General features: G+C 71.3%; 21 protein-coding genes and 1 pseudogene. 11 read left to right on the forward strand and 11 right to left on the reverse strand.

All coding sequences use genetic code 11. The features are described 5' to 3' along the window. Together ACWGDB_RS23460 and ACWGDB_RS23465 are read left to right on the forward strand one after the other, a co-directional pair. A pseudogene (locus ACWGDB_RS23460) lies at positions 1-713 on the forward strand (ThuA domain-containing protein). Next, positions 683-1,801 carry a Gfo/Idh/MocA family protein gene (locus tag ACWGDB_RS23465; protein ID WP_453824185.1) on the forward strand — a complete coding sequence of 373 codons (1,119 nt, stop codon included), beginning with the start codon at positions 683-685 and terminating at the stop codon, positions 1,799-1,801. The pseudogene ACWGDB_RS23460 and the gene ACWGDB_RS23465 overlap by 31 nt, the downstream one beginning before the upstream one ends. A gap of 26 nt (positions 1,802-1,827) precedes the next feature. Here ACWGDB_RS23465 and ACWGDB_RS23470 read toward each other — a convergent pair whose 3' ends face one another. Then, a complete protein-coding gene (locus tag ACWGDB_RS23470; protein WP_453824186.1) occupies positions 1,828-3,306 on the reverse strand; it encodes a glutamate--cysteine ligase in 1,479 nt (492 codons plus the stop codon). Positions 3,307-3,499: 193 nt separating this feature from the next. Here ACWGDB_RS23470 and ACWGDB_RS23475 point away from each other — a divergent pair, with 193 nt between their 5' ends. Both ACWGDB_RS23475 and ACWGDB_RS23480 read left to right on the forward strand, forming a co-directional pair. Beyond that, positions 3,500-4,669 (forward strand): MFS transporter, encoded by a 1,170-nt coding sequence (locus ACWGDB_RS23475; protein ID WP_453824187.1) that lies wholly within the window; start codon positions 3,500-3,502, stop codon positions 4,667-4,669. Between the two features lie 60 nt (positions 4,670-4,729). Then, a complete protein-coding gene (locus ACWGDB_RS23480) occupies positions 4,730-5,119 on the forward strand; it encodes a VOC family protein (RefSeq protein ID WP_453824188.1) in 390 nt (129 codons plus the stop codon). A 53-nt stretch (positions 5,120-5,172) separates the two neighbouring features. Here ACWGDB_RS23480 and ACWGDB_RS23485 read toward each other — a convergent pair whose 3' ends face one another. Then, positions 5,173-5,748 carry a DM13 domain-containing protein gene (locus ACWGDB_RS23485; RefSeq protein WP_453824189.1) on the reverse strand — a complete coding sequence of 192 codons (576 nt, stop codon included), beginning with the start codon at positions 5,746-5,748 and terminating at the stop codon, positions 5,173-5,175. Positions 5,749-5,907: 159 nt separating this feature from the next. Here ACWGDB_RS23485 and ACWGDB_RS23490 point away from each other — a divergent pair, with 159 nt between their 5' ends. Beyond that, complete coding sequence (locus tag ACWGDB_RS23490) at positions 5,908-6,648, forward strand: maleylpyruvate isomerase family mycothiol-dependent enzyme (RefSeq protein ID WP_453824190.1); 741 nt, start codon at positions 5,908-5,910, stop codon at positions 6,646-6,648. 40 nt (positions 6,649-6,688) lie between these two features. On the opposite strand, the gene ACWGDB_RS23495 is transcribed toward ACWGDB_RS23490, so the two are convergent. Continuing rightward, a complete protein-coding gene (locus tag ACWGDB_RS23495; RefSeq protein ID WP_369276089.1) occupies positions 6,689-7,066 on the reverse strand; it encodes a MarR family winged helix-turn-helix transcriptional regulator in 378 nt (125 codons plus the stop codon). Positions 7,067-7,151: 85 nt separating this feature from the next. On the opposite strand from ACWGDB_RS23495, the gene ACWGDB_RS23500 reads away from it, so the two are divergent. Further along, positions 7,152-8,630 carry an MFS transporter gene (locus tag ACWGDB_RS23500; RefSeq protein WP_383629827.1) on the forward strand — a complete coding sequence of 493 codons (1,479 nt, stop codon included), beginning with the start codon at positions 7,152-7,154 and terminating at the stop codon, positions 8,628-8,630. Here the strand turns inward: ACWGDB_RS23500 and ACWGDB_RS23505 are convergent. Continuing rightward, positions 8,614-9,177 (reverse strand): GNAT family N-acetyltransferase, encoded by a 564-nt coding sequence (locus ACWGDB_RS23505; protein ID WP_453824191.1) that lies wholly within the window; start codon positions 9,175-9,177, stop codon positions 8,614-8,616. The two genes, ACWGDB_RS23500 and ACWGDB_RS23505, sit on opposite strands and share 17 nt — an antisense overlap. Positions 9,178-9,299: 122 nt before the next feature. Between ACWGDB_RS23505 and ACWGDB_RS23510 the strand changes: the two genes are divergently transcribed. Continuing rightward, positions 9,300-9,605 carry a DUF6332 family protein gene (locus ACWGDB_RS23510; RefSeq protein ID WP_453824192.1) on the forward strand — a complete coding sequence of 102 codons (306 nt, stop codon included), beginning with the start codon at positions 9,300-9,302 and terminating at the stop codon, positions 9,603-9,605. Here ACWGDB_RS23510 and ACWGDB_RS23515 read toward each other — a convergent pair. The 3 genes from ACWGDB_RS23515 to ACWGDB_RS23525 all read right to left on the reverse strand — a co-directional run bounded on the left by ACWGDB_RS23515 (position 9,566) and on the right by ACWGDB_RS23525 (position 12,273). Next, positions 9,566-10,231, reverse strand: coding sequence for a response regulator (locus ACWGDB_RS23515; protein ID WP_453824193.1), 666 nt, complete (start codon positions 10,229-10,231; stop codon positions 9,566-9,568). The genes ACWGDB_RS23510 and ACWGDB_RS23515 overlap by 40 nt on opposite strands. After that, positions 10,228-11,487 carry a sensor histidine kinase gene (locus tag ACWGDB_RS23520; RefSeq protein ID WP_453824194.1) on the reverse strand — a complete coding sequence of 420 codons (1,260 nt, stop codon included), beginning with the start codon at positions 11,485-11,487 and terminating at the stop codon, positions 10,228-10,230. Before ACWGDB_RS23520 ends, ACWGDB_RS23515 begins: the two co-directional genes overlap by 4 nt. 96 nt (positions 11,488-11,583) lie before the next feature. Further along, complete coding sequence (locus tag ACWGDB_RS23525) at positions 11,584-12,273, reverse strand: TetR/AcrR family transcriptional regulator (protein ID WP_453824195.1); 690 nt, start codon at positions 12,271-12,273, stop codon at positions 11,584-11,586. A gap of 142 nt (positions 12,274-12,415) precedes the next feature. Between ACWGDB_RS23525 and ACWGDB_RS23530 the strand changes: the two genes are divergently transcribed. After that, positions 12,416-12,865 (forward strand): nitroreductase/quinone reductase family protein, encoded by a 450-nt coding sequence (locus tag ACWGDB_RS23530; RefSeq protein WP_453824196.1) that lies wholly within the window; start codon positions 12,416-12,418, stop codon positions 12,863-12,865. 56 nt (positions 12,866-12,921) lie between these two features. On the opposite strand, the gene ACWGDB_RS23535 is transcribed toward ACWGDB_RS23530, so the two are convergent. Continuing rightward, positions 12,922-14,178, reverse strand: a complete 1,257-nt coding sequence (locus tag ACWGDB_RS23535; RefSeq protein ID WP_453824197.1) for a geranylgeranyl reductase family protein — start codon at positions 14,176-14,178, stop codon at positions 12,922-12,924. 133 nt (positions 14,179-14,311) lie between these two features. Here ACWGDB_RS23535 and ACWGDB_RS23540 point away from each other — a divergent pair, with 133 nt between their 5' ends. Both ACWGDB_RS23540 and ACWGDB_RS23545 read left to right on the forward strand, forming a co-directional pair. Beyond that, positions 14,312-15,667, forward strand: a complete 1,356-nt coding sequence (locus tag ACWGDB_RS23540; protein ID WP_453824198.1) for a M20/M25/M40 family metallo-hydrolase — start codon at positions 14,312-14,314, stop codon at positions 15,665-15,667. Positions 15,668-15,691: 24 nt separating this feature from the next. Beyond that, positions 15,692-16,750 carry a protein kinase family protein gene (locus ACWGDB_RS23545; protein ID WP_453824199.1) on the forward strand — a complete coding sequence of 353 codons (1,059 nt, stop codon included), beginning with the start codon at positions 15,692-15,694 and terminating at the stop codon, positions 16,748-16,750. Here ACWGDB_RS23545 and ACWGDB_RS23550 read toward each other — a convergent pair. From ACWGDB_RS23550 to ACWGDB_RS23560, 3 genes are all read right to left on the reverse strand, one after another. Next, positions 16,717-17,760, reverse strand: a complete 1,044-nt coding sequence (locus tag ACWGDB_RS23550) for an NUDIX hydrolase (RefSeq protein WP_453824200.1) — start codon at positions 17,758-17,760, stop codon at positions 16,717-16,719. The genes ACWGDB_RS23545 and ACWGDB_RS23550 overlap by 34 nt on opposite strands. A gap of 146 nt (positions 17,761-17,906) precedes the next feature. Next, entirely contained in the window at positions 17,907-18,185 is a 279-nt protein-coding gene (locus ACWGDB_RS23555) for a hypothetical protein (RefSeq protein ID WP_453824201.1), read from the reverse strand. Positions 18,186-18,236: 51 nt separating this feature from the next. Then, a complete protein-coding gene (locus ACWGDB_RS23560; protein ID WP_453824202.1) occupies positions 18,237-19,223 on the reverse strand; it encodes a TIGR01777 family oxidoreductase in 987 nt (328 codons plus the stop codon). A 215-nt stretch (positions 19,224-19,438) separates the two neighbouring features. On the opposite strand from ACWGDB_RS23560, the gene ACWGDB_RS23565 reads away from it, so the two are divergent. Beyond that, entirely contained in the window at positions 19,439-21,412 is a 1,974-nt protein-coding gene (locus ACWGDB_RS23565) for an NPCBM/NEW2 domain-containing protein (RefSeq protein ID WP_453824203.1), read from the forward strand. Positions 21,413-21,508 lie beyond the last annotated feature (96 nt).

The following is a 21,508-nucleotide window of genomic DNA, read 5'->3' on the forward strand; positions in this document are numbered from 1 at the left end:
ATGACGCGGAAGAAGGCCCTGGTGGTGCGGGGCGGCTGGGAGGGGCACGACCCGGTCCTGGCCACGGAGTTGTTCCTGCCCTTCCTGCGGAGTAACGGCTATGCCGTCCGGATCGAGGAGTCGACCGATGTCTACGCGGACGCCGATGAGATGTCCGGCACCGATCTCGTCGTGCAGTGCGTCACGATGTCGCAGATCGGTGCCGAGCAGCTGACGGGACTGAGCGCGGCGGTCGAGGCCGGCACCGGCTTCACCGGCTGGCACGGCGGCATCGCCGACTCGTTCCGCGCCTCCTCCGACTATCTCCATCTGGTGGGCGGGCAGTTCGCGACCCATCCGGGCAAGGAGCCGTGTGAGCGCGCCGGGGAGTTCAGGAGGACAACTACCTGCCGCACGTCGTCAGCATCACGGAGCTGGGCCGCGAGCACCCCGTCACGGCGGGCATCGAGGACTTCGAACTGCACACCGAGCAGTACTGGGTGCTCCACGACGACCTGATCGACGTCCTGGCCACCACCACCCACCCCGTCCGGCCGTGGCAGCCGTGGCACCGCCCCGTCACCTCGCCGGCGGTCTGGACCCGGCAGTGGGGTGCCGGGCGGGTCCTGGTGACGACACCGGGGCACAGCCTCGACGTGCTGGAGAACCCGAACGTCCGCACCGTCATCGAGGGGGGCATGCTGTGGGCGACGCGCACCGCGTCGGCGTCGTAGGTCTCGGCGTCATCTCCCGCGCCTACCTGGACACGCTCGTCGGCCATCCGGCCGTGCGCGTCACCGCGGTCGCCGACCTCGACGCCGCCCGGTCCACGACGGTCGCCGCCGAGGTCCCCGGCGTGGCGGCGCTGACCGTCGAGGAGTTGCTGAGCAGCCCCGACGTGGACACCGTGCTGAACCTCACCGTCCCCGCGGCGCACGCCGAGATCGCCCTCGGCGCCATCGGCCACGGGAAGAATGTCTACGTGGAGAAGCCGCTGGCCGCCGGCCTCACGGACGCGCACGCCGTGATGGCGGCCGCCGTGACAGCGGGGGTCGGTGTGGGGTGCGCGCCGGACACCGTCCTGGGCACCGGCGTCCAGACGGCGCGCGCGGCCGTCGCGGCGGGCCGCATCGGACGCCCCCAGTTCGCCACCGCGGTCATGGTCACGCCGGGGCACGAACGCTGGCATCCGCACCCCGACTTCTACTACAGGGCCGGGGGTGGCCCCCTGCTGGACATGGGGCCGTACTACCTCTCGTCCCTGGTCCATCTGCTGGGCCCCGTCCGGGCCGTGATCGGGGCGGCCGGCCGGCTGCGTGCCGAGCGCGTCATCGGTTCGGGCCCGCGCGCGGGCGAGCGGATACCGGTGGAGGTGGACAGTCATGTCTCCGGTGTGCTGGAGCACGTCGGCGGGACCCTGACGACGATCACGACGAGCTTCGACGGGGTGGCCACGACCGCGGCTCCGATCGAGGTCCACGGCGGGACGGGGACCCTCGCGGTTCCGGACCCGAACCGCTTCGACGGTGAGGTGCGGCTCTTCGAACTCGGCGACACACAGTGGCGCACCCTCCCGCCCTCGGCGGGCTACGTCGACGGCGCCCGGGGCGTCGGCCTGCTCGACTTCGTCGCCACGGAGGGGCAGCGGGCTCCCCGCGCGAACGGTGAACTCGCCCTGCACGTGCTGGAGACGATGACCGCCCTGCTCCGTTCGTCGGCCGAGGGGCGCCGCATCGAGCTGACGACCTCGGCGGAGCCGCCGGTTCCCGTCCCGCTGAGGACTGCGCGGGAGTGGAGGGGCACAGTGAGGGACGCCCGCTGACCCGAGTCGCGGTGCGCGGGCGGGGGTCAGTCCACGGGCCAGGTGTGCGCGGCGGCGTTGAGGTGCATGTAGTCCATGTACGCCGTGGTCATCTGCCGCAGGGCCTCCCTCCGGTCGGAGACGCCGGCCTTCTCCAGCTGGTGGACCGTCTCCGCCTGCCACAGAGCGCCGTTGCGTGCGGTGATGCAGCGCTGCTCGATGATGCCCAGCAGGGGTTCGCGCCAGGCCGCGTCCAGCCCGGCCAGCTCCAGGCCACGATGGGCCAGGGGCAGAAGGCGCCGCAACACCAGTTCCGCGACCGGCACTTCGCCCATGCCGGGCCAGTACAGGCGGGCGTCGATGCCGTCGCGGGCCGCGGTGTGGAGGTTCTCCTCGGCGACCGAGAACGACATCCGCGTCCAGATCGGCCGGTCCTCGTCGACGAGGGCGCGGGTCAGGCCGTAGTAGAAGGCGCCGTTGGCGATGATGTCGGCCACCGTGGGCCCGGCCGGCAGGACGCGGTTCTCGATGCGCAGATGCGGACCGCTTTCGGTGACGGCGTAGATCGGGCGGTTCCAGCGGTAGATCGTGCCGTTGTGCAGGGTGAGTTCGCCCAGTTCCGGAGCACCGCCCTGGTTGTGGACGTCCTGCGGGTCCTCGTCGTCGCACAGCGGCAGGAGCGCCGGGAAGTAGCGCACGTTCTCCTCGAACAGGTCGAAGACGCTGGTGATCCAGCGCTCCCCGAACCACACCCGGGGTCGTACGCCTTGGGCCTTGATCTCCTGGGGGCGGGTGTCGGTGGCCTGCTCGAACAGGGGGATACGGGTCTCGCGCCACAGCTCCCGGCCGAAGAGGTAGGGGGAGTTCGCCGCCAGGGCGATCTGCACGCCGGCGACGGCCTGGGCCGCGTTCCAGTAGGCCGCGAACTCCTTCGGGGCGACCTGGAGGTGGAACTGGGTGCTGGTGCACGCGGCTTCGGGGGTGATGGTGTCGGCGTAGGTCGCCAGGCGCTCCACACCGTCCACCGTGATCCGCAGGTCCTCGCCGCGAGCCGCGAAGATCTGCTCGTTGAGCAGCTGGTACCGCGGATCACCGGACAGGGCCCGCTCGCCGACGTCCGTCTCCCCCAGGGTCGGCAGGATGCCGACCATGATCAGGTGGGCGCCCACGGCCGAGGCGCGGTCCTCGGCGTGGTTGAGCGCGTCACGGATCGCCTGCTCCCAGGCGCCGGGGCCACCGGTGGTCAGCTCCCTGGGCGGAATGTTGATCTCCAGATTGAAGCGGCCCAGCTCGCTCGACCAGGCGGGGTCGGCGATCGCCTGCAGCACGTCGGTGTTGCGCATCGCCGGCAGCCCGTCGTCGTCCACCAGGTTGAGCTCGATCTCCAGCCCTACCTGGGGCCGCTCGCTCTCGAAGGTCGACTCGCGCAGCATCTGCGCCAGCACATCGAGGCAGGTGTGCATCTTCTCCCGGTACCGACGGCGATCCTCCCGCGTGAACACCAGGGCCGGCACGTCACGTCCCATGCGCCCTCCCGAGTCCCCTCGGCGGATAGCTCTGGTCTTAGCGTCGCACTTCGGGCGGCAGTGGGACAGTCAGGGCACCTACGTGGTCCGCTCCCGTCCCGGCCTCCCCTCCCCGGCTCCCCTTGTCGTCACCCCCGGCCCCGCTTAGCCTGAGTTTGTGCCGCAAATAAACAAAGCCCGATCGCACAACGCCGTGCCGGGCACCACGAACGACCTCTCCCGCCTCCGTATCGCCCTGACCACCTTCTTCGCCCTGGACGGCTTCCTCTTCGCCGGCTGGGTCGTCCGCATTCCCGCCATCAAGGAGCAGACCGGTGCGTCGGCCGGCGACCTCGGCCTGGCCCTGCTCGGTGTCTCCGCCGGTGCGGTGCTCACCATGACGCTCACCGGCCGGCTCTGCCGCCGTTTCGGCACCCACGAGGTCACCGTGGTCTGCGCCGTCCTGCTCTCCCTCAGCGTGGCGCTGCCCCCGCTCACGCACTCGACGCTCGCGCTCGGTGCCGTCCTGTTGATCTTCGGCGCCGCCTACGGTGGCATCAACGTCGCCTTCAACAGCGCCGCGGTGGACCTGGTCGCGGCCCTGCGCCGGCCCATCATGCCCAGCTTCCATGCGGCCTTCAGCCTGGGCGGCATGGTCGGCGCGGGCCTGGGTGGGCTGGTCGCGGGGACCCTCTCCCCCACCCGGCATCTGCTGAGCCTCACCGTCATCGGGCTGCTGGTGACGGCAGTGGCGGGACGTACGCTGCTGCGCCACGAGCCGCCGACTCCCACGAGCCCCGGACGCCCCCCGAAGGACGCCCCGCGCCGCCTGGATCCCCGAACGCGCGGACTGGTGATCGTCTTCGGCCTGATCGCCCTGTGCACGGCCTACGGGGAGGGCGCCATGGCCGACTGGGGCGCCCTGCACCTCGAACAGGACCTGGACGCCACACCCGGCGTCGCAGCCATCGGCTACGCGTGCTTCGCCCTGGCCATGACCATCGGCCGGCTCTCCGGTACGGCCCTGCTCGAACGGCTCGGCCACGGCCGTACCGTCGTCGCGGGCGGCGCCACGGCGGCGGCCGGAATGCTCCTCGGCTCGCTCGCGCCCTCCCTGTGGGCGGCGCTGCTCGGATTCGCGGTGACCGGGCTGGGTCTCGCCAACCTCTTTCCCGTCGCCGTCGAACGCGCGGGCACCCTCGCAGGACCGAGCGGAGTCGCGACCGCCTCCACCCTCGGCTACGGCGGCATGCTCCTCGGACCACCCGCCATCGGCTTCATGGCGGACTGGTTCTCCCTGCCCGTCGCCCTCACCAGCGTGGCCGTACTGGCGGCGATCGCCACACTCATCGGCGTCGCGACCCGGCGCACGGTCCCCAACTGACCGAGGTCGCACGCCGCCCAGGACGTTGTCGCGCCCACTCCCCGGCCTCATCATGACCGGATGGCACGCCTCCACGACCTCGTCATCGACTGTGCCCATCCGGCCGCCACGGCCCGCTTCTGGGCCGCCGCCCTCGACGACTACGACGTCGCCCCGTACGACGACGCCGAGCTGGCGCGGCTGCGCGCGCAGGGCATCCCGGGCCCGGAGGACGACCCGACCGTGCTCGTCGAGCCCCGTGGCGGCGGCCCTCGGCTGTGGTGTCAGCTCGTTCCGGAGCCCAAGCGCGTGAAGAACCGCCTGCACCTGGACCTGGTCGCCACCGACCCCGAGTCCGAGCTCGGCCGGCTCACCGCCCTCGGGGCGACCCTCGTGACCCGCCACGAGGACCACTGGGTCCTGGCCGACCCCGAGGGCAACGAGTTCTGCCTGTTTCCCAGCCGGTCCTGAGAGCCCCGCGCCATGTCCGGACGCCCTGTCGGCGCCCGCCGCCCTGCCGCCACTCAGGCCCGCGCGAGCTCGGCCGCCCCGAACGACACGTCGAAACGGTCGCACCAGATGCTGACGCTGCTGTAGCGGGACAGGTCGACGTCCTGCGGCACCACATAGTTCTGGCTGCCCTTGTTGCCCTTGAGCTTGCCGAGGCTGACGTGCGCGCCGTCGTCGAAGACGCGCCAGCCGGCCGTGCCCTCCTTCACGGGCGCGTCCGTCAGCAGCACGCGCAGGTCCGGCCCGTTACTGGTCTCCAGCTTCTCCAGGCGTACGACATGGGAGCCGTCGGCCAGCCGCACGAGCTTCACCGTGCCCGATGTCGTGTGCTCGTGGCTGATCAGCTCACCGCCGGCCAGCGTCTTCGGGCCGGGCGCCGAAGAGGCCGCCCCCTCCGGGGAGGACGCACCCGTCGAGGAGGTCGCTCCTGCGGGCGTCTGTGCCGCCGCGGGCAGGGCCTCCTCCACGGTCCGGTCCTGCCACAGCTTCCACGGCTGGAACCAGTACAGCCCGAAGCCGCCCACGGCCACCGTCAGCACCAGGACCCCGATGCCCCACGGCCCGAACAACTTCCTGCGCACCCGCCCCATGACCGCCCCGCTTCCTGAGAGTCGTCCGTCGACCGTCCGTCGACGTCCATTCAACGGAACTCGAGGCCCGGCGTGCATACCGAGGGTGATGACGAAACCCTTACGTCCCGACGCACGTGCCGCCAGGACTGGAGGCGTCCCGTCCGGCACACTCGCCCCATGGAGACCGCCGACTTCGTCAGAACCCTGGACCGCGAGGGTCAGCTGCTGGCAGCGGCAGCCGAGACGGCCGGGTCCGAGGCCAAGGTGCCGACCTGTCCGGACTGGCAGGTGCGGGATCTACTGCGGCACACGGGCATGGTGCACCGCTGGGCGGCGGCGTTCGTGGCCGAGGGCCACACCTCGGCCCGCCCCGACGGCGGCCTGCCCGACCTCGACGGCGCCGCGCTGCTCGCCTGGTTCCGGGAGGGGCACCGCCATCTGGTCGACACGCTTGCCGGCGCCCCGGCCGACGTGCAGTGCTGGCAGTTCCTTCCCGCTCCCTCGCCCCTCGCGTTCTGGGCCCGCAGGCAGGCGCACGAGACGACGGTGCACCGCTTCGACGCGGAGTCGGCACGCGGCGCCACCCCGAGCGGGACCGACCCCGCCTTCGCGGCGGACGGCATCGACGAGTTGCTGCTGGCCTTCCACTCCCGGCGCAGGAGCCGGGTCCGCAGCGCCGAGCCCCGGGCGCTGCGGGTGCGGGCGACGGACATGAGCGGCGCGGTGTGGACCGTACGGCTGTCGCAGGAACCGCCGGTGGCCGCGAGGGGCGATACCGCCCTGGCCGACTGCGAGATCTCCGGGCCGGTCGCACGGCTCTATCTGGCGCTGTGGAACCGGCTGCCCTTCCCGCACGTGACCGGCGACGCAGCCGTCGCCACCTTGTGGCGGGAGAACTCCGCCGTCACCTGGAGCTGAACGGCGCCATCGCGCGGCCCAACCCTGCCCGGTACGCCCGTCAGTTCGCCAGCATCCTCGTCAGCACCGCGCGCTGCACCGGCAGCACCTCGCCGTGCAGCGTGCGCCCTTTCGCCGTGAGTGCCACCTGGACACCCCGCCGGTCCTCCGCGCACATACCGCGCTCGACGAGTCCGTCCTTCTCCAGCCGGGCGATCAGCCGCGACAGGGCACTCTGGCTCAGATGGACGCGCTCGGAGATCTCCTGGACCCGGTACGAACAGGCGCCGTCCGCCAGCACGTCCAAGACCTCGAAGTCGCTGGCGCACAGGCCGTGTTGATGCAGCGCCCGGTCGAGTTCGCACTGGGTGCGCGCATGCAGCGCCAGGATGTCCCGCCACTGGTCCACGAGCGCCCGCTCGGCCTTCGTCGCCGCCATGGCCGCACCGTAGCAGAAATCGCGTTTTGTTGCACCGGAATTAAATGCACTTGCATTCGATGCATGCGCATGTAGTGTTCCGGCCATGACCTCTCCGCTCATCTCCCCCGCGTCCGACGGACGTTGGACCCCCCGGCTGTGGGGCACCTTGCTGGTGCTGTGCGCCGCGATGTTCCTGGACGCACTCGACGTGTCGATGGTCGGCGTCGCCCTGCCGTCCATCGGCGCCGACCTGGGCCTGTCCACCTCGACCCTGCAGTGGATCGTCAGCGGCTACATCCTCGGCTACGGCGGCCTGCTCCTCCTCGGCGGACGGGCCGCCGACCTGCTGGGCCGACGCCAGGTCTTCCTGGTGGCCCTCGCCGTCTTCGCGCTCGCCTCGCTGCTCGGCGGGCTCGTCGACTCCGGACCGCTGCTGATCGCGAGCCGCTTCATCAAGGGCCTCGCCGCCGCGTTCACCGCGCCCGCCGGCTTGTCCATCATCACCACGACCTTCGCCGAGGGCCCCGTACGCAACCGGGCACTGGCGATCTACACCACCTGCGGCGCCACCGGCTACTCGATGGGACTGGTCTTCTCCGGCCTGCTCACCGAGGCCAGTTGGCGCCTGACCATGCTGCTCCCGGCGCCCGTCGCGCTGATCGCCCTGGCCGTCGGCCTGAAGCTGCTGCCGCGCACCGAGCGCGAGAAGAACACCGGCGGCTACGACATCCCCGGCGCCGTCCTCGGCACCGCCTCGATGCTGCTGCTCGTCTTCACCGTCGTCGAAGCGCCGGAAGCCGGCTGGGGCTCCGCGCGCACGGTCCTGTCCTTCGTCGCCGTCGTCGCCCTGCTGACGGCCTTCGTCCGCGTCGAGCGGCGCAGCCCCAGTCCGCTGATCCGGCTCGGCGTGCTGCGCTCCGGGGCCCAAGTGCGGGCGCAGCTGGGCGCGTTGACGTTCGTCGGCAGCTACATCGGCTTCCAGTTCCTGGTCACGCTGTACATGCAGGAGCTGCTCGGCTGGTCGGCGCTGCACACGGCTCTGGCGTTCCTGCCTGCGGGCGCGCTCGTGGCGCTGTCGGCGACGAAGGTCGGTGCGATCATCGACCGGTTCGGCACGGCACGACTGATCGCGATCGGCTTCGCCCTGATGGTCGCCGGCTACGTCCTGTTCCTGCGCATCGACCTCGACCCGGTGTACGCGGCGGTGATCCTGCCCACCATGCTGCTGGTCGGCTCGGCCTTCGCGCTGACCTTCCCCTCACTGAACGTCCAGGCCACCAACGGCGTCGACGAACACGAGCAGGGCATGGTCTCGGGCCTGCTCAACACCTCGGTCCAGGTGGGCGGCGCGCTCTTCCTTGCCGTGGTGACGGCGGTGCTGACCGCGAACACGCCCGAGGAGTCCGCGTCCCCGCAGGCGCACCTCGACAGCTACATGCCCGCTCTGGTCGTGATCACGGGCATCGCGGTCGTGGGTCTGCTGATCGCCCTCACCGGAGTGCGCACGCGTCGCGAGCAGCAGACCGTGGTGGTCGCCAAGTCCGCTTCGCAGGAGGCGGAACGCGTCACCGTCCGCGACTAGGGACCGGGCCCGGTGTCGGACTCCGCACGCCGAACCACTGCTCGGCGCCGTACTCCTCGAACCGCTCCACCTCGGTGAACCCGAGCTTCCGCGCGAGGCGCATCGCGCGGTCGTTGGCGGCCTGGGTGCAGAGCACCACCGGGTGGCCGGGAAGCGCTCCGGCGCACCAGTCGAGTGCCGCGTCGCACGCCTCGGCGGCGTACCCGCATCCCCACGCCTCCGGCAGGAACAGGTAGCCGAGTTCGGTCGCTCCGGCATCGGGAAGGTCGTGACCCGGCCGCTCCGCGTCGCGTCGATCGAGCGTGATCATGCCGATCATCGCTCCGTCGAGATCGATCACGAACAGGCCGGGCCTACGCCCGGGCACCTCGGGCACCGCACGCTCGAGCTCGTCACGCGGTCGAGGCCCACCGATGTAGGTGCCCACCTCCGGCGAGGCGAACAGCTCGATGAACGCCGCACGGTCCCGGGCCTCGGACTCGCGGAGCACCAGCCGCTCGGTCCTGATCGGGGCAGGTGGCCAGGCAACGGGTCCAAGGGCGGTCATGTCGGGCAACTTAGCGCACGTCCGCGAGAGTGATCCGGATGAGGCGACCCAGGGAGTTTCCTCAACGTGCGCCCGGCGGCGCCTGCTTGCTCCGCCGGGCGCACGCCTGCGAAAATCCCCGTATGACCATGTATGGGGGACGGCGCAGTCAGGCCGAGCGGGACGCGGTCACCGTCGAGATCGGATACGCCCTGTGCAGTGCGGCGTTCGCCGCGGCCGTACTGTTCGGGGCCGTGGCCGGACCGGCGTTCGCCTTCGATGTGTCGGCCGGGACGCGCAGCACGCTCGTCGCGGCGGGGACGACCGCGGCGGCCGTGCTGTTCGTCGCCCGGGTCGTCAGCGTGCTGGTCCGCTTCGGGCAGCGGAAGGCCGCCGCAGGCGAGGCCGGTCAGCCCAGCCAGCCCGGCCGCACCAACCCGGACTCGTAGGCCAGCACCACGAGTTGGGCCCGGTCCCGGGCGCCGAGCTTCACCATCGTGCGGCTGACGTGGGTCTTCGCGGTGAGCGGGCTGACGACCAGGCGCCGGGCGATCTCCTCGTTGGACAGTCCGATGCCGACCAGCGCCATCACCTCCCGCTCGCGCTCGGTGAGTTCGGCGAGGGTGTCGGCGGCCGCGGGCTCCTTGGAGCGGGCGGCGAACTCGGCGATGAGACGGCGGGTCACACCCGGCGACAGCAGCGCGTCACCCTCGACCACCGCCCTTACGGCGCGCAGGAGTTCGTCGGGCTCGGTGTCCTTGACCAGGAAGCCGGAGGCGCCCGAGCGGATGGCTTCGAAGACGTACTCGTCGAGCTCGAAGGTGGTGAGCATGACCACCTTGACGCCCGTGAGGTCGCCGTCGTCGGTGACCCGGCGGGTCGCGGCGAGACCGTCGAGGAGCGGCATGCGGATGTCCATCAGGACCACGTCGGGCCGCAGTTCGCGGACCTTGCGCACCGCTTCCTCGCCGTCGGACGCCTCTCCCGCCACCTCGATGTCGGGCTGTGCGTCGAGCAGCGCGCGGAAGCCGGCCCGCACCAGTGACTGGTCGTCGGCGAGCAGTACACGGATCACCGGTCCTCCTTGACGTGGTCGCCCGGCTCGTCGGCGGGAGCCTTCAACGGCAGTACGGCGAGCACCCGGAACCCGCCGTCGGCACGCGGGCCCGCCTCGATCGTGCCACCGAGCGCGGCCGCCCGCTCCCGCATTCCGGCGAGTCCGTTGCCGCTGCCGCCCGCGTCGGTGCCGGTCGCCGGACCGTCGTCGTCGATGCGCAGCCGTAGCGTCGCCGTGTCGGAGTGATCGAGGTGCACGCGTGCGTGCCGCGATTCCGAGTGGCGTACGACGTTGGTGAGGGCCTCCTGGATGATCCGGAAGGCGGCGAGGTCCGTGCCGGGTGCCAGGCGGGGCGGATCGCCCTCGACCTCGACGGTGAGGCCCGCGCCCGCCGCCTGCTCCACCAGTTCGGGCAGCCGGTCGAGGCCGGGGGCCGGGGCGCGGGGCGCGTCGCCGGGGGTGCGCAGGGTGTCGAGGACCTGGCGGACCTCGCCGAGCGCTTCCTTGCTCTGGGCCTTGATGGTGGTGAGGGCCGTCCGGGCCTGCTCGGGGTCGGTGTCGAGAAGGGCGAGTCCGACACCCGCCTGCACATTGATCACGGAGATGCTGTGCGCGAGGACGTCGTGCAGTTCGCGCGCGATCCGCAGCCGCTCCTCGTCGGCGCGCCGCCGCGCCGCCTGCGCCCGCTCGGCGCGTTCCCGCACCCACTGCTCGCGCCGTGTCCTGGCCAGCTCCGACACCGCCACGATCGCGGCCACCCAGGCGGCGATCACGCCCTCCTGCCCCCAGGGGGCGGCCGAGTCACCGGACGGCGGAAGCCACCGGTACAGCCAGTGGGCGACCAGGGCGTGCCCGATCCAGAACACCCCCACCGCGGCCCAGGTGGCCCTGCGGTGTCCGGTGACGATGGCGTTGAAGCAGGCCACGGCGACAGACAGGAAGACCGGGCCGTACGGGTATCCGGCACCGAGGTAGAGCGTGGCGGCGATCGCGGTCCCGAAGACGACGGCCACCGGGTACCGCTTGCGCCACAGCAGCAGGGCCGACGCCACGAACAGCAGGGCGCGTGCGAAGGGGTCGAGCGGGGCCCGGTAGTCCGGCTGCCCCTCGGCGGCGAAGTTCGAGCCGGCCATCACGAAGACGGTGATCAGCAGCGTGGAGCGCCACGGCCAGCGAGCGGCGTGCTCCTCGTCCTCCCAGCGGTTCCACCACGGCGGCCCCTGCCGCCACCACATCGGCGGACCGCCGCGCCGGCGTACCTGCTGCTCATCCATGTCCGCCACGCTAGACGCGATGACCGCCGGGCGGCGTCAGCCGGGCGTGGTGATCACGGATACTCCCCGCGAAGTACGCCCCTCCTCCTCGGCGGCTCACGCCAGTCCCACCTCGTGGGCGAGCCGGCCCACCGCATGCCGGAAGAAGGTCTCCCGGTCCTCCACCACCCGGTGGAACTGTCCGAACAGCTCGAACCCGACGAGCCCGAAGAGCTGGGCCCAGGCGGCGATCAGGGCCGCGACCGCCGCAGCGGGGAGGTCGGGGGCCAGGTCGGCGGCCATGCGCTCGGCCTCGGGGCGCAGTTCGGCGGACAGAGGCGGCTCGGTGAGGCCGGAGTGCCGGTGGGCGTCGCGGAGGATGCCGATGAAGAGGAGGCCGACGCGGGAGGCGGGCGGAACCGTGGTGTCGGGCGCGGTGTAGCCGGGCACGGGCGAGCCGTAGATCAGCGCGTACTCGTGCGGATGCCGCAGCGCCCAGTCGCGTACGGCCTCCCCCACCGCCGTCCAGCGCCCCACGGGCCCGGCGTCGGCGGACTTGCGGTGCGCGGCCTCCGCACACTCGCCGAGAGAGTCGTAGGCGTCGATGATGAGAGCGGTCAGCAGGTCGTCCCGGCTGGGGAAGTACCGGTAGAGCGCGGAGGAGACCATGCCGAGTTCGCGGGCCACGGCGCGCAGCGAGAGCTTCGCGGCGCCCTCGGCCGCGAGCTGTCTGCGCGCCTCGTCCTTGATGGCCGCCGTGACTTCCAGCCTGGCCCGGGCACGTGCGCCCTGTGTGGTGTTGCTCATGTGAGCCACTCTCCCACGGATCACGGAGCAGTGCCCACATTCGAGAGCACTGCTCTTGCTCCGGATCGGCAATCTCGTGCACACTGCTCTCAAGCGAGAGCACCGCTCTCTCAATCTCAAGATCAAACTCCGGGAGTCACCGATGTCATCGCCGTACTACCTCAAGGGCAGCCCGCTGAACGTCCGTTTCAACAGCGTCGTCGGCTGGCTGGCCCGGCACGGGTTCAGCATCGCGGGCACGGCGGAGATGTCCGTGCGCGGGCGCAAGAGCGGCACCATGCAGCGCATCCCGGTCAACCCGCACACCTACGACGGCACGCAGTACCTCGTCTCGGCCCGCGGCCACTCCCAGTGGGTGCGCAACATGCGCGCCGCCGGCGGTGGGGAACTGCGCGTCGGGCGCAAGGTACGTCAGTTCTCCGCGGTGGAGATTCCCGACGCGACGAAGCTCCCGATCCTGCGGGCCTACCTGGAGAAGTGGGGCTGGGAGGTCAACCAGTACTTCAACGGGGTCACCGCGAAGTCCTCCGACCAGGAGATCATCGCGGCCGCCCCGGACCACCCCGTCTTCCGGATCACCGTCGACCAGTGACCGGGGCGTCGTACGGAAGTGCCCCGGTCCTCGTCACGCAGTGACCCGGATCATCGTCAGGAATGGGCCTCGTCGGCCGCCGGCGCCGGAGTCGGGTTCGCCGACTGACGGTTGTCCAGCGCGGTCAGGGCGCGCTGGGCCATGGGGTGCGTACGGACCATCTCGCCCAGTGACGTGGCGCCGCGGGTGATGTCCATGAATGCCTTCCAGGCCGGCCGGAGACCGGTCAGCGCCATGTGGAAGAGCCCGGGACGGCGCTCGAACGCCGTCAGCAGCCGCTTGCCGACGCTCATTTCGACGCCGAGTCCCGCCTTGATCGCGAAGGCGTAGTTCAGAGCCTGGCGCCGGGTGTCCACGGCGTCGTGCGCCTCGGCGATCCGCACCGCCCACTCCCCCGCGAGCCGCCCCGACCGCAGCGCGAACGAGATGCCCTCGCGTGTCCACGGCTCCAGCAGGCCCGCCGCGTCACCGCACACCAGCACCCGCCCGCGCGACAGCGGCGAGTCGTCGGCGCGGCAGCGCGTCAAGTGGCCGGAGGAGATGCTCGGTTCGAACCCGGCGAGCCCGAGCCGCCCGATGAACTCCTCCAAGTACCGCTTGGTCGCGGCGCCTTCACCGCGCGCCGAGATCACCCCGACCGTGAGCGTGTCGCCCTTGGGGAACACCCAGCCGTAACTGCCGGGAATCGGCCCCCAGTCGATGAGCACCCGCCCCTGCCAGTCCTCGGCGACCGTCTCCGGCACCGGGATCTCCACCTCCAGGCCGAGGTCCACCTGGTCGAGCTTCACCCCGACGTGGGCTCCTATCCGGCTGGCGCTGCCGTCCGCGCCGACGACGGCCCGCGCCAGCAGCGTCTCACCGCCCTGCAGGACCACGGCGACGCTGCGCCGGTCCGGCACCGCCGAGCCGTGCTGCTCGACGCGCTGCACGGTCACGCCCGTGCGCAGCTCGGCACCCGCCTTCTGGGCGTGCTCGACCAGTTGCTGGTCGAACTCGGGCCGGTTGATCAGCCCGAACAGCATGTGCTTGGAGCGGCGGGTGCGGGTGAAGCGGCCGTTGTTGGAGAACGTGACCGCGTGCACCCGGTCGCGGAAGGGCAGCTCGAAGCCGGGTGGGAGCGAGTCGCGCGAGGGACCGATGATGCCGCCGCCGCATGTCTTGTAGCGCGGCAGCTCCGCTTTCTCCAGCACCAGCACGCTCCGCCCGGCGACGGCCGCCGCATACGCGGCCGAAGCTCCTGCGGGTCCCGCGCCCACCACGACGACGTCCCACACCTGCTGCACGTCGTCCGCCGAAGAGTTCTCGCTGCTCACGATGGTCTACTGCTCCCGATCAAGCCGCCTACGCCTGCTGTCCCCCGCATCCTACGGCGGGCATCGTCGCAGGCCGCTGTGGGAGGATCACAGCACTCACTGGTACAACGTCGCACCCACAAGGAGCGTGCCCATGTCGTCGAATCCGGTCGCCGAGACCGTCGCCTCGCTGATGCCAAGGGCGAAGGCGGAGCTCACCGAACTGGTGGCATTCAAGTCGGTGGCGGACTTCGACCAGTTCCCGCGGAGCGAGAGCGAGGGCGCCGCCCGCTGGGTCGCCGACGCCCTGCGCGCGGAGGGCTTCGAGGACGTGGCCCTGCTGGACACCCCCGACGGCACGCAGTCGGTGTACGGCTACCTGCCCGGCCCCGCGGGCGCGAAGACGGTCCTGCTGTACGCCCACTACGACGTGCAGCCCCCGCTGGACGAGGCCGCCTGGCACACCCCGCCCTTCGAGCTGGCCGAGCGCGACGGCCGCTGGTACGGGCGCGGCGCCGCCGACTGCAAGGGCGGCCTGATCATGCACCTGCTGGCGCTGCGCGCACTCAAGGCCGACGGTGGCGTGCCGGTGCACGTGAAGGTGATCGCCGAGGGCTCGGAGGAGATGGGCACGGGCGGTCTGGAGCGGTACGCCGAGGCGCACCCGGACCTGCTGGCGGCCGACACCATCGTGATCGGCGACGCGGGCAACTTCCGCGTCGGCCTGCCGACGGTCACCTCGACGCTGCGCGGCATGACCCTCATGCGCGTGCAGATCGACACACTCGAAGGCAACCTGCACTCCGGCCAGTTCGGCGGGGCCGCTCCGGACGCGCTCGGCGCGCTGGTCCGCGTCCTGGACTCGCTGCGCGCCGAGGACGGTTCGACGACGGTGGACGGGCTGACCGACGAATCGGCGTGGCAGGGGCTGCAGTACGACGAGGCGCAGTTCCGCAAGGACGCCAAGGTCCTCGACGGCGTCGAGCTGATCGGCTCCGGCACGGTCGCCGACCGTATCTGGTCACGCCCCGCCGTCACCGTCCTGGGCATCGACTGCCCGCCGGTCGTCGGCGCCACCCCGTCCGTGCAGGCGAGCGCCCGGGCACTGATCAGCCTGCGGGTGCCGCCGGGCGTCGACGCCGCCGACGCGACCAAGCTGCTCCAGGCCCACCTGGAGACGCACACCCCGTGGGGTGCCCGGGTGCGCACCGAGCAGATGGGCCAGGGCCAGGCGTTCCGCGCCGACACGAGCAGCCCTGCGTACCAGGCCATGGCGGACGCGATGGCGGTCGCGTACCCGGACCAGGAGATGCAGTACGCCGGTCAGGGCGGCTCGATCCCGCTGTGCAACACCCTCGCCTCCCTCTACCCGCACGCGGAGATCCTCCTCATCGGCCTGAGCGAGCCGGAGGCCCAGATCCACGCCGTGAACGAGAGCGTGTCCCCGCAGGAGCTGGAGCGCCTGTCGGTCGCCGAGGCACTGTTCCTGCGCAACTACGCGGCGAGCTGAGGCACTTGCGGTGAGGATGGGGTCATGACCCGCTCCGCGCGCCTCACCGCCCACACCGACATCGGCACGTCCCTGGCGCTCCTCTCCGACCACGAGCTCGCGGACCTCGTGGCGGAGGGGATGCCGCTCGGCACGGGGATCGGCGGACGGTCGACGCTGATCGAGGTCGGCGGCAGACACGTGTTCGTGAAGCGAGTCCCGCTCACCGACGTCGAGTTGCGGCCGCAGAACGCCCGCTCCACGGCAAACGTCCTGGACCTGCCGGCCTACTTCCACTACGGCATCGGCAGTCCGGGCTTCGGCGCCTGGCGCGAACTCGCCGTGCACACGATGACCACGAACTGGGTGCTGGCCGACCGGTTCAGGGGCTTCCCGCTGACCCACCACTGGCGGATCCTGCCGCAGCCGCCGCAGCCCCTCCCCGCCGAACTGGCCGACGTGGAGCGGGCCGTCGCCTACTGGGGCGGCTGCCCGCAGGCGCGCGAGCGCATCGAGGGACTACGGACGGCGACCGCGAGCCTGGCGCTGTTCCTGGAGTACATCCCGCACACCCTGCACGACTGGCTGGACGCCCGGCTTCGCACGGACGAGGCCGATACCGCATGCGCCTTCGTGGAACGGGAGCTCACGGCCACCACCGACTTCCTCCGCGAGGGCTGGCTGCTGCACTTCGACGCCCACTTCCGGAACATCCTCACCGACGGGCGCCGGCTCTACCTCGCCGACTACGGCCTCGCTCTCTCCGCCCGCTTCCGCCTCACCCCGCAGGAGCGCGACTTCTTCGAGCGGCACCGGCACTACGACAGCGTCTACACCGCCTGCCACTTCGTGAATTGGCTCGCGACCGCCCTGTACGGCCATGACCGGGACGACCGCGAGACCTTCGTGCGTGCCTGCTCCGAGGGACTCAGGCCCCAGGGGATCCCGCGGGTCGCCGCCGGCATCATCGAGCGGTACGCGCCGCTCGCCGTCGTGATGGGTGACTTCGCCCGGCGGCTCCAGAACGAGAGCAGACTGACGCCGTACCCGTACGAAGCACTGGAGCTCTCTCAGGAAGGCGCCGGTATGCCCGCCTCCAGGTAGAGCGCCGCCCCGCGTTCCCGCGCCCGCAGCGCCCAGCGCAGCCGCTCGTACCGCACCGGCGGCAGCAGATCGGCGGCCTCCGCCTCGGTGACGAAGCGCCAGTCGCGCAGTTCGGGCCCGGGCAGCAGGAGCTGTTCGGCCTCCGCCGAGTCGAGCCGGCCGCCGTCGAACAGGAGGCGCAGCCCTCCGTATCCGGGGGGCGAGGGCCGCTCCCAGTCGACCACGAGCAGGCTCGGTACGTCGTCCAGCCGTATCCCCGTCTCCTCGGCGACCTCGCGGATGCCCGCGCGCGCGGGCGCCTCGCCGGGTTCGACGACACCACCGGGGAACTCCCAGCCGGCCTTGTAGGTGGGGTCGACGAGCAGCACGCGGTCCTCCTCGTCGAAGAGCAGGACGCCCGAGGCGAGGGTCTCGGCGGTGGGCTCGGGCGTCTGCACGATGTCGCAGACGGGGACCGAACCGCTGCCGACGGCCTCGGCGATACGCGCAGCGGTCTCGTACGGGGTCAGGCCGCCGTTGTCGACGAGATAGGCGTCGGCGGTGAGCCAGGAAGCGAGCGCGGCGCGATACGGCTCTATGCGGTCGTACGACCACTGCCGGACCCGCATCTCGCCGTCGGGCAGGTCGGACGGAACCTCCCGCCCGGCTATTCGCTCCCGCAGGATCGTTTCCGCCGGGGTGAGGAGCACATGCTGGACGGTGATGCGCCGGGCGGCGAGGCCACCGAAGATCTCGTCGCGGTACTCCTGGCGCAGCAGCGTCATCGGAATGACGAGGGTCCCGCCGAGCTCGGCGAGCAGCGCGGCCGCCGTGTCGATCACGAGACGTCGCCAGATCGGCAGGTCCTGGAAGTCACCGACCTCGGTGAGGTGTTTGGGCGGAAGCAGGTGACCGAGCGCTCCGCCGATGACCTCGGGGTCGAAGAGCGTGCTGTTCGGGATCAGCTCGATCAGTTCCCGTGCGGTGGTGGTCTTCCCCGCACCGAACGCACCGTTGATCCAAACGATCACGTTTCCCCCTCTTCTGTTGGCCCCCTGTGGCTTGCCCGCTCCACCCTGCCACGGAAACCAGCTCCCGTAGAGAGCGCATGGCAACGGCGCCGGAGTCCCCTCGGATTCGGGGGCTCCGGCGCCGTGCGGTCGTACCGGTGGGCTCGTCAGCCCTTCTTGCCGTTCTTGGTCTTCTTGTGCGGAGCGTCGTTCACGGCCCTGTCCGTCTCCCGGTTGATGGCCCGGCCGACCGTGTCCAGGGCGTCGTTCACATTCACGCCGGCGACCTTCGTCTGAGCGCCGCTGACAGGGATCCCGGCGTCCGGCAGCCCGGTGGCGGGGGTACCACCGGTGGCGGGGGTTTCGGCGGCGTGGGACGGAGTGACCGCCGCGACGACGAATCCGGTGGCCAGGGAGGCGATGGCGAGCATGCTGCGCTTCTTCATGGTGGGTTCAACTGCTGAACGGGCCGGGAGTCACGCTCGCCCTTCGGGCGATCAGGTCAGTGACGGAACTCCGGCCCCGGTCCGGCCCCCGTGGAGCCTGCGCTGCCGTACACGACGTACGAGGTCGTCGGCCGCCTCCGGCCAGCGGGCGTACTCGAAGGCGAACCCCTCGTCGAGCAGCCGGCCAGGGACGACACGGCGGCTCTTGAGCAGCAGCTCGGTGTCCGAGCGCAGGGCGAACGCGCCGATCTCCGCCATCCACCTCGTCGCGGGCAGGCCCACGGGGACGCGCGAGGCGGTGCGGAGGTCCCGCATGAACGTGCGTTGCGGCAGGGGCTCGGGGGCGGCGATGTTCACCGGCCCGACGACCTCGTCCCGCTCGATCAGGAACTCGACCGCGCGGACGAAGTCGCGGTCGTGGATCCAGGAGATGTACTGGCCGCCGCCCGCGACGGGGCCGCCGAGGCCCAGCCGCGCGAGGCGCAGCAGCATGTCGAGGACGCCGCCGCGATCGGGGCTCATCACCATGGCGGACCGCAGGGCGACCTTCCGGGTGTGCGGCGTGTCGGCCTCTTCCTGCGCCCGCTCCCAGGACCTGGCGATGTCGATGCTGTAGGACCAGTAGTCCGGCACATCGGGCTCGCTGCCGCCGATGATGCCCGTCGCCTCGTCGTTGGGCGCGTCGAAGCGGTGGGCGTAGATGGTGGCCGTGCTCATCTGCAGCCAGACCCGCGGCGGCCGGGCCGCGCTCGCGATCGCCTCGCCGACGATCTGGGTGGAGTGCACCCGCGAATCCATCATGGCCTGCAAATTGGGCGCGGTGTAGCGGCAGCTGACGCTGCGCCCCGCCAGGTTGATCACGACGTCGCTGCCGTCGATCTCCGTGGCCCAGGGCCCCAGAGTCTCCCCGTCCCAGTGCACCTCGCCGTCGCGCGTGGGCCGCCTCGTCAGCACGACGACCTCGTGGCCCGCGCTGCTCAGCACACGGTTCAGAACCGCGCCCACCTGCCCGGTTCCCCCGGGAATCACTATCTTCATGGCTCCCCCTCTCGTTGGGAACGACCTTACCCCAGAACATTGAACATGTTCAAAAAACCCTCTCGGCTCGCCATTCCGGCCTCCGACGACTTCCAACACACTCCGACAGGTTCTACCGTGAACGCACTATGACGCGTACATGCCGTCACCCGTCTTCGCAGGTACGGAGGAACGTAACGGTGCGTAACCTTCACACCCGCACAACCCGCGCAAGAGTGGTCGGAGCACTCGCCGCAGGCGTGCTCTGCGCGGCGGGACTCGCCGCCCCCGCCGCCGCGGCCCCCACGGCTCCCGCCCCGGCGGAGCGCCTCGCCCTCACCCCGCCCATGGGCTTCAACAACTGGAACTCCACGCACTGCCGTGCCGAGTTCGACGAGTCCATGGTCAAGGGGATCGCGGACATCTTCGTCGAGAAGGGCCTCAAGGACGCCGGATACGAGTACGTCAACCTCGACGACTGCTGGGCCCTGCCGTCCAGGGACGCGAACGGAAAGCTCGTACCCGACCCGGTCCGCTTCCCGAACGGCATCAAGGCGGTCGCCGACTACGTCCACTCCAAGGGCCTGAAGTTCGGCATCTACACGAGCGCGGGCACGAAGACCTGCAACACCGCCGGCTTCCCGGGCTCGCTCGGCCATGAGTACAGCGACGCCCAGCAGTTCGCGGACTGGGGCGTGGACTACCTCAAGTACGACAACTGCAACAACCAGGGTGTGGACGCAAGGCTGCGCTACACGACCATGCGCGACGCGCTCCTGGCCACGGGTCGTCCCATCGTCCACAGCATCTGCGAGTGGGGCGAGAACAAGCCCTGGGAGTGGGCGGGCGACGTCGGCCAGCTGTGGCGCACGACCGGCGACATCAGCGACAACTGGGGCTCGATGCTGTCGATCCTCAAGCAGAACCTGCCGCTCGCACCGCACGCCGGGCCCGGCCACTGGAACGACCCCGACATGCTGGAGGTCGGCAACGGCGGCATGACGGACACCGAGTACCGCTCGCACTTCTCGATGTGGGCGATCATGGCCGCGCCGCTCCTCATCGGCTCCGACCTCCGCTCGGCCACCGAGGAGACCTTCGAGATCCTCGGCAACCGCGAGGTCATCGCGGTCGACCAGGACCCCCTGGGCAAGCAGGGCACGGTGATCTCCTCGCAGGGCGGGCGCTGGGTCGTCGCCAAGGAGATGCGGGACGGCAGCCGCGCGGTGGCCCTCTTCAACGAGTCCGGCACCGCCCAGCGCATCACCACGACCGCCGACGCGGTCGGCCTGCCCCCCGCCGACGCCTACGCCCTGCGCGACCTGTGGCAGCACCGGAGCCACAACACCGCCGGCACGATCTCCGCGACCGTCCCGGCGCACGGCACCGTCCTGCTGCGCGTCGCCGCCGATCCCAGGTCGGTCCAGCACCCGCCCGCCGTCGAACTCGGCCTGGACGGCAGCCCGCTGGTCGAGGCGGGCAAGCAGGCAGGCCTCACGTCGACGGTCACCGACCTCGGGCGTACGACGGCCAAGCGCGTGTCCGTCTCGCTGACCGGCCCCGAGGGGTGGTCCGTCAAGGCGACGTCACCCACCACCTCGCCCGCGCTCTCCACGGGCCGCTCCCTGCGGACCAGGTGGGCCGTCACCGCACCGCAGGGGACGCCGCCGGGTTCGTACGGCCTCACTCTCAGGGCGAGTTACCGGTCCTCCTCCGGTGTCCGCGTCGACAGCGCGCTGCCGCTGACGGCGACCGTGGTGGTGGCGCCGCCTTCGGGGACGTCCGGGCTCGGTGACCTTCCGTGGCTCTCGGCCACCAACGGGTGGGGCCCGGTCGAGCGCAACACCAGCAACGGCGAGAGCGACGCCGGCGACGGGAATCCGATCACGATCGGCGGGGTGGCGTACGGCACGGGGCTCGGAGTCCACGCCGACAGCACCGTCGAGTACTACGGCGGCGGAGCCTGCGAGACGGTCACCGCGCAGGTCGGCATGGACGACGAGGAGGCCGCCGACGGCACCGTCGCCTTCGAGATCTGGGCGGACGACACCCGGGCCGCCTCGACCGGCGTCCTCACCAACGCGATGCCGGCCCAGTCGCTCACGGCCGATGTGACCGGCGCCCAGGTGGTCCGGCTCGTCGTCACCGACGGCGGGGACGGCGTCACCTCGGACCACGGCGACTGGGCGGAGGCGCGCCTGACCTGCTGAGCGGTCCGCCCGCCCCCACCCGATGGCTGAACGTTCCTGCCAGCCGGGGTGCTCAGACCCCCGCGGCCGCGCCCGCCTTCCCGGCTGTCTCTTATA

It is taken from the genome of Streptomyces sp. NPDC055013 (assembly GCF_053608645.1).

Excerpts from the sequence above, each read along its gene's own strand:
- ACWGDB_RS23470 (WP_453824186.1), bottom strand. The coding sequence starts at position 3,306 with ATGGGACGTGACGTGCCGGCCCTGGTGTTCACGCGGGAGGATCGCCGT.
- ACWGDB_RS23480 (WP_453824188.1), top strand. The coding sequence starts at position 4,730 with ATGGCACGCCTCCACGACCTCGTCATCGACTGTGCCCATCCGGCCGCC.
- ACWGDB_RS23485 (WP_453824189.1), bottom strand. The coding sequence starts at position 5,748 with ATGGGGCGGGTGCGCAGGAAGTTGTTCGGGCCGTGGGGCATCGGGGTC.
- ACWGDB_RS23490 (WP_453824190.1), top strand. The coding sequence starts at position 5,908 with ATGGAGACCGCCGACTTCGTCAGAACCCTGGACCGCGAGGGTCAGCTG.
- ACWGDB_RS23495 (WP_369276089.1), bottom strand. The coding sequence starts at position 7,066 with ATGGCGGCGACGAAGGCCGAGCGGGCGCTCGTGGACCAGTGGCGGGAC.
- ACWGDB_RS23500 (WP_383629827.1), top strand. The coding sequence starts at position 7,152 with ATGACCTCTCCGCTCATCTCCCCCGCGTCCGACGGACGTTGGACCCCC.
- ACWGDB_RS23505 (WP_453824191.1), bottom strand. The coding sequence starts at position 9,177 with ATGACCGCCCTTGGACCCGTTGCCTGGCCACCTGCCCCGATCAGGACC.
- ACWGDB_RS23510 (WP_453824192.1), top strand. The coding sequence starts at position 9,300 with ATGACCATGTATGGGGGACGGCGCAGTCAGGCCGAGCGGGACGCGGTC.
- ACWGDB_RS23520 (WP_453824194.1), bottom strand. The coding sequence starts at position 11,487 with ATGGATGAGCAGCAGGTACGCCGGCGCGGCGGTCCGCCGATGTGGTGG.
- ACWGDB_RS23525 (WP_453824195.1), bottom strand. The coding sequence starts at position 12,273 with ATGAGCAACACCACACAGGGCGCACGTGCCCGGGCCAGGCTGGAAGTC.
- ACWGDB_RS23530 (WP_453824196.1), top strand. The coding sequence starts at position 12,416 with ATGTCATCGCCGTACTACCTCAAGGGCAGCCCGCTGAACGTCCGTTTC.
- ACWGDB_RS23540 (WP_453824198.1), top strand. The coding sequence starts at position 14,312 with ATGTCGTCGAATCCGGTCGCCGAGACCGTCGCCTCGCTGATGCCAAGG.
- ACWGDB_RS23545 (WP_453824199.1), top strand. The coding sequence starts at position 15,692 with ATGACCCGCTCCGCGCGCCTCACCGCCCACACCGACATCGGCACGTCC.
- ACWGDB_RS23555 (WP_453824201.1), bottom strand. The coding sequence starts at position 18,185 with ATGAAGAAGCGCAGCATGCTCGCCATCGCCTCCCTGGCCACCGGATTC.
- ACWGDB_RS23560 (WP_453824202.1), bottom strand. The coding sequence starts at position 19,223 with ATGAAGATAGTGATTCCCGGGGGAACCGGGCAGGTGGGCGCGGTTCTG.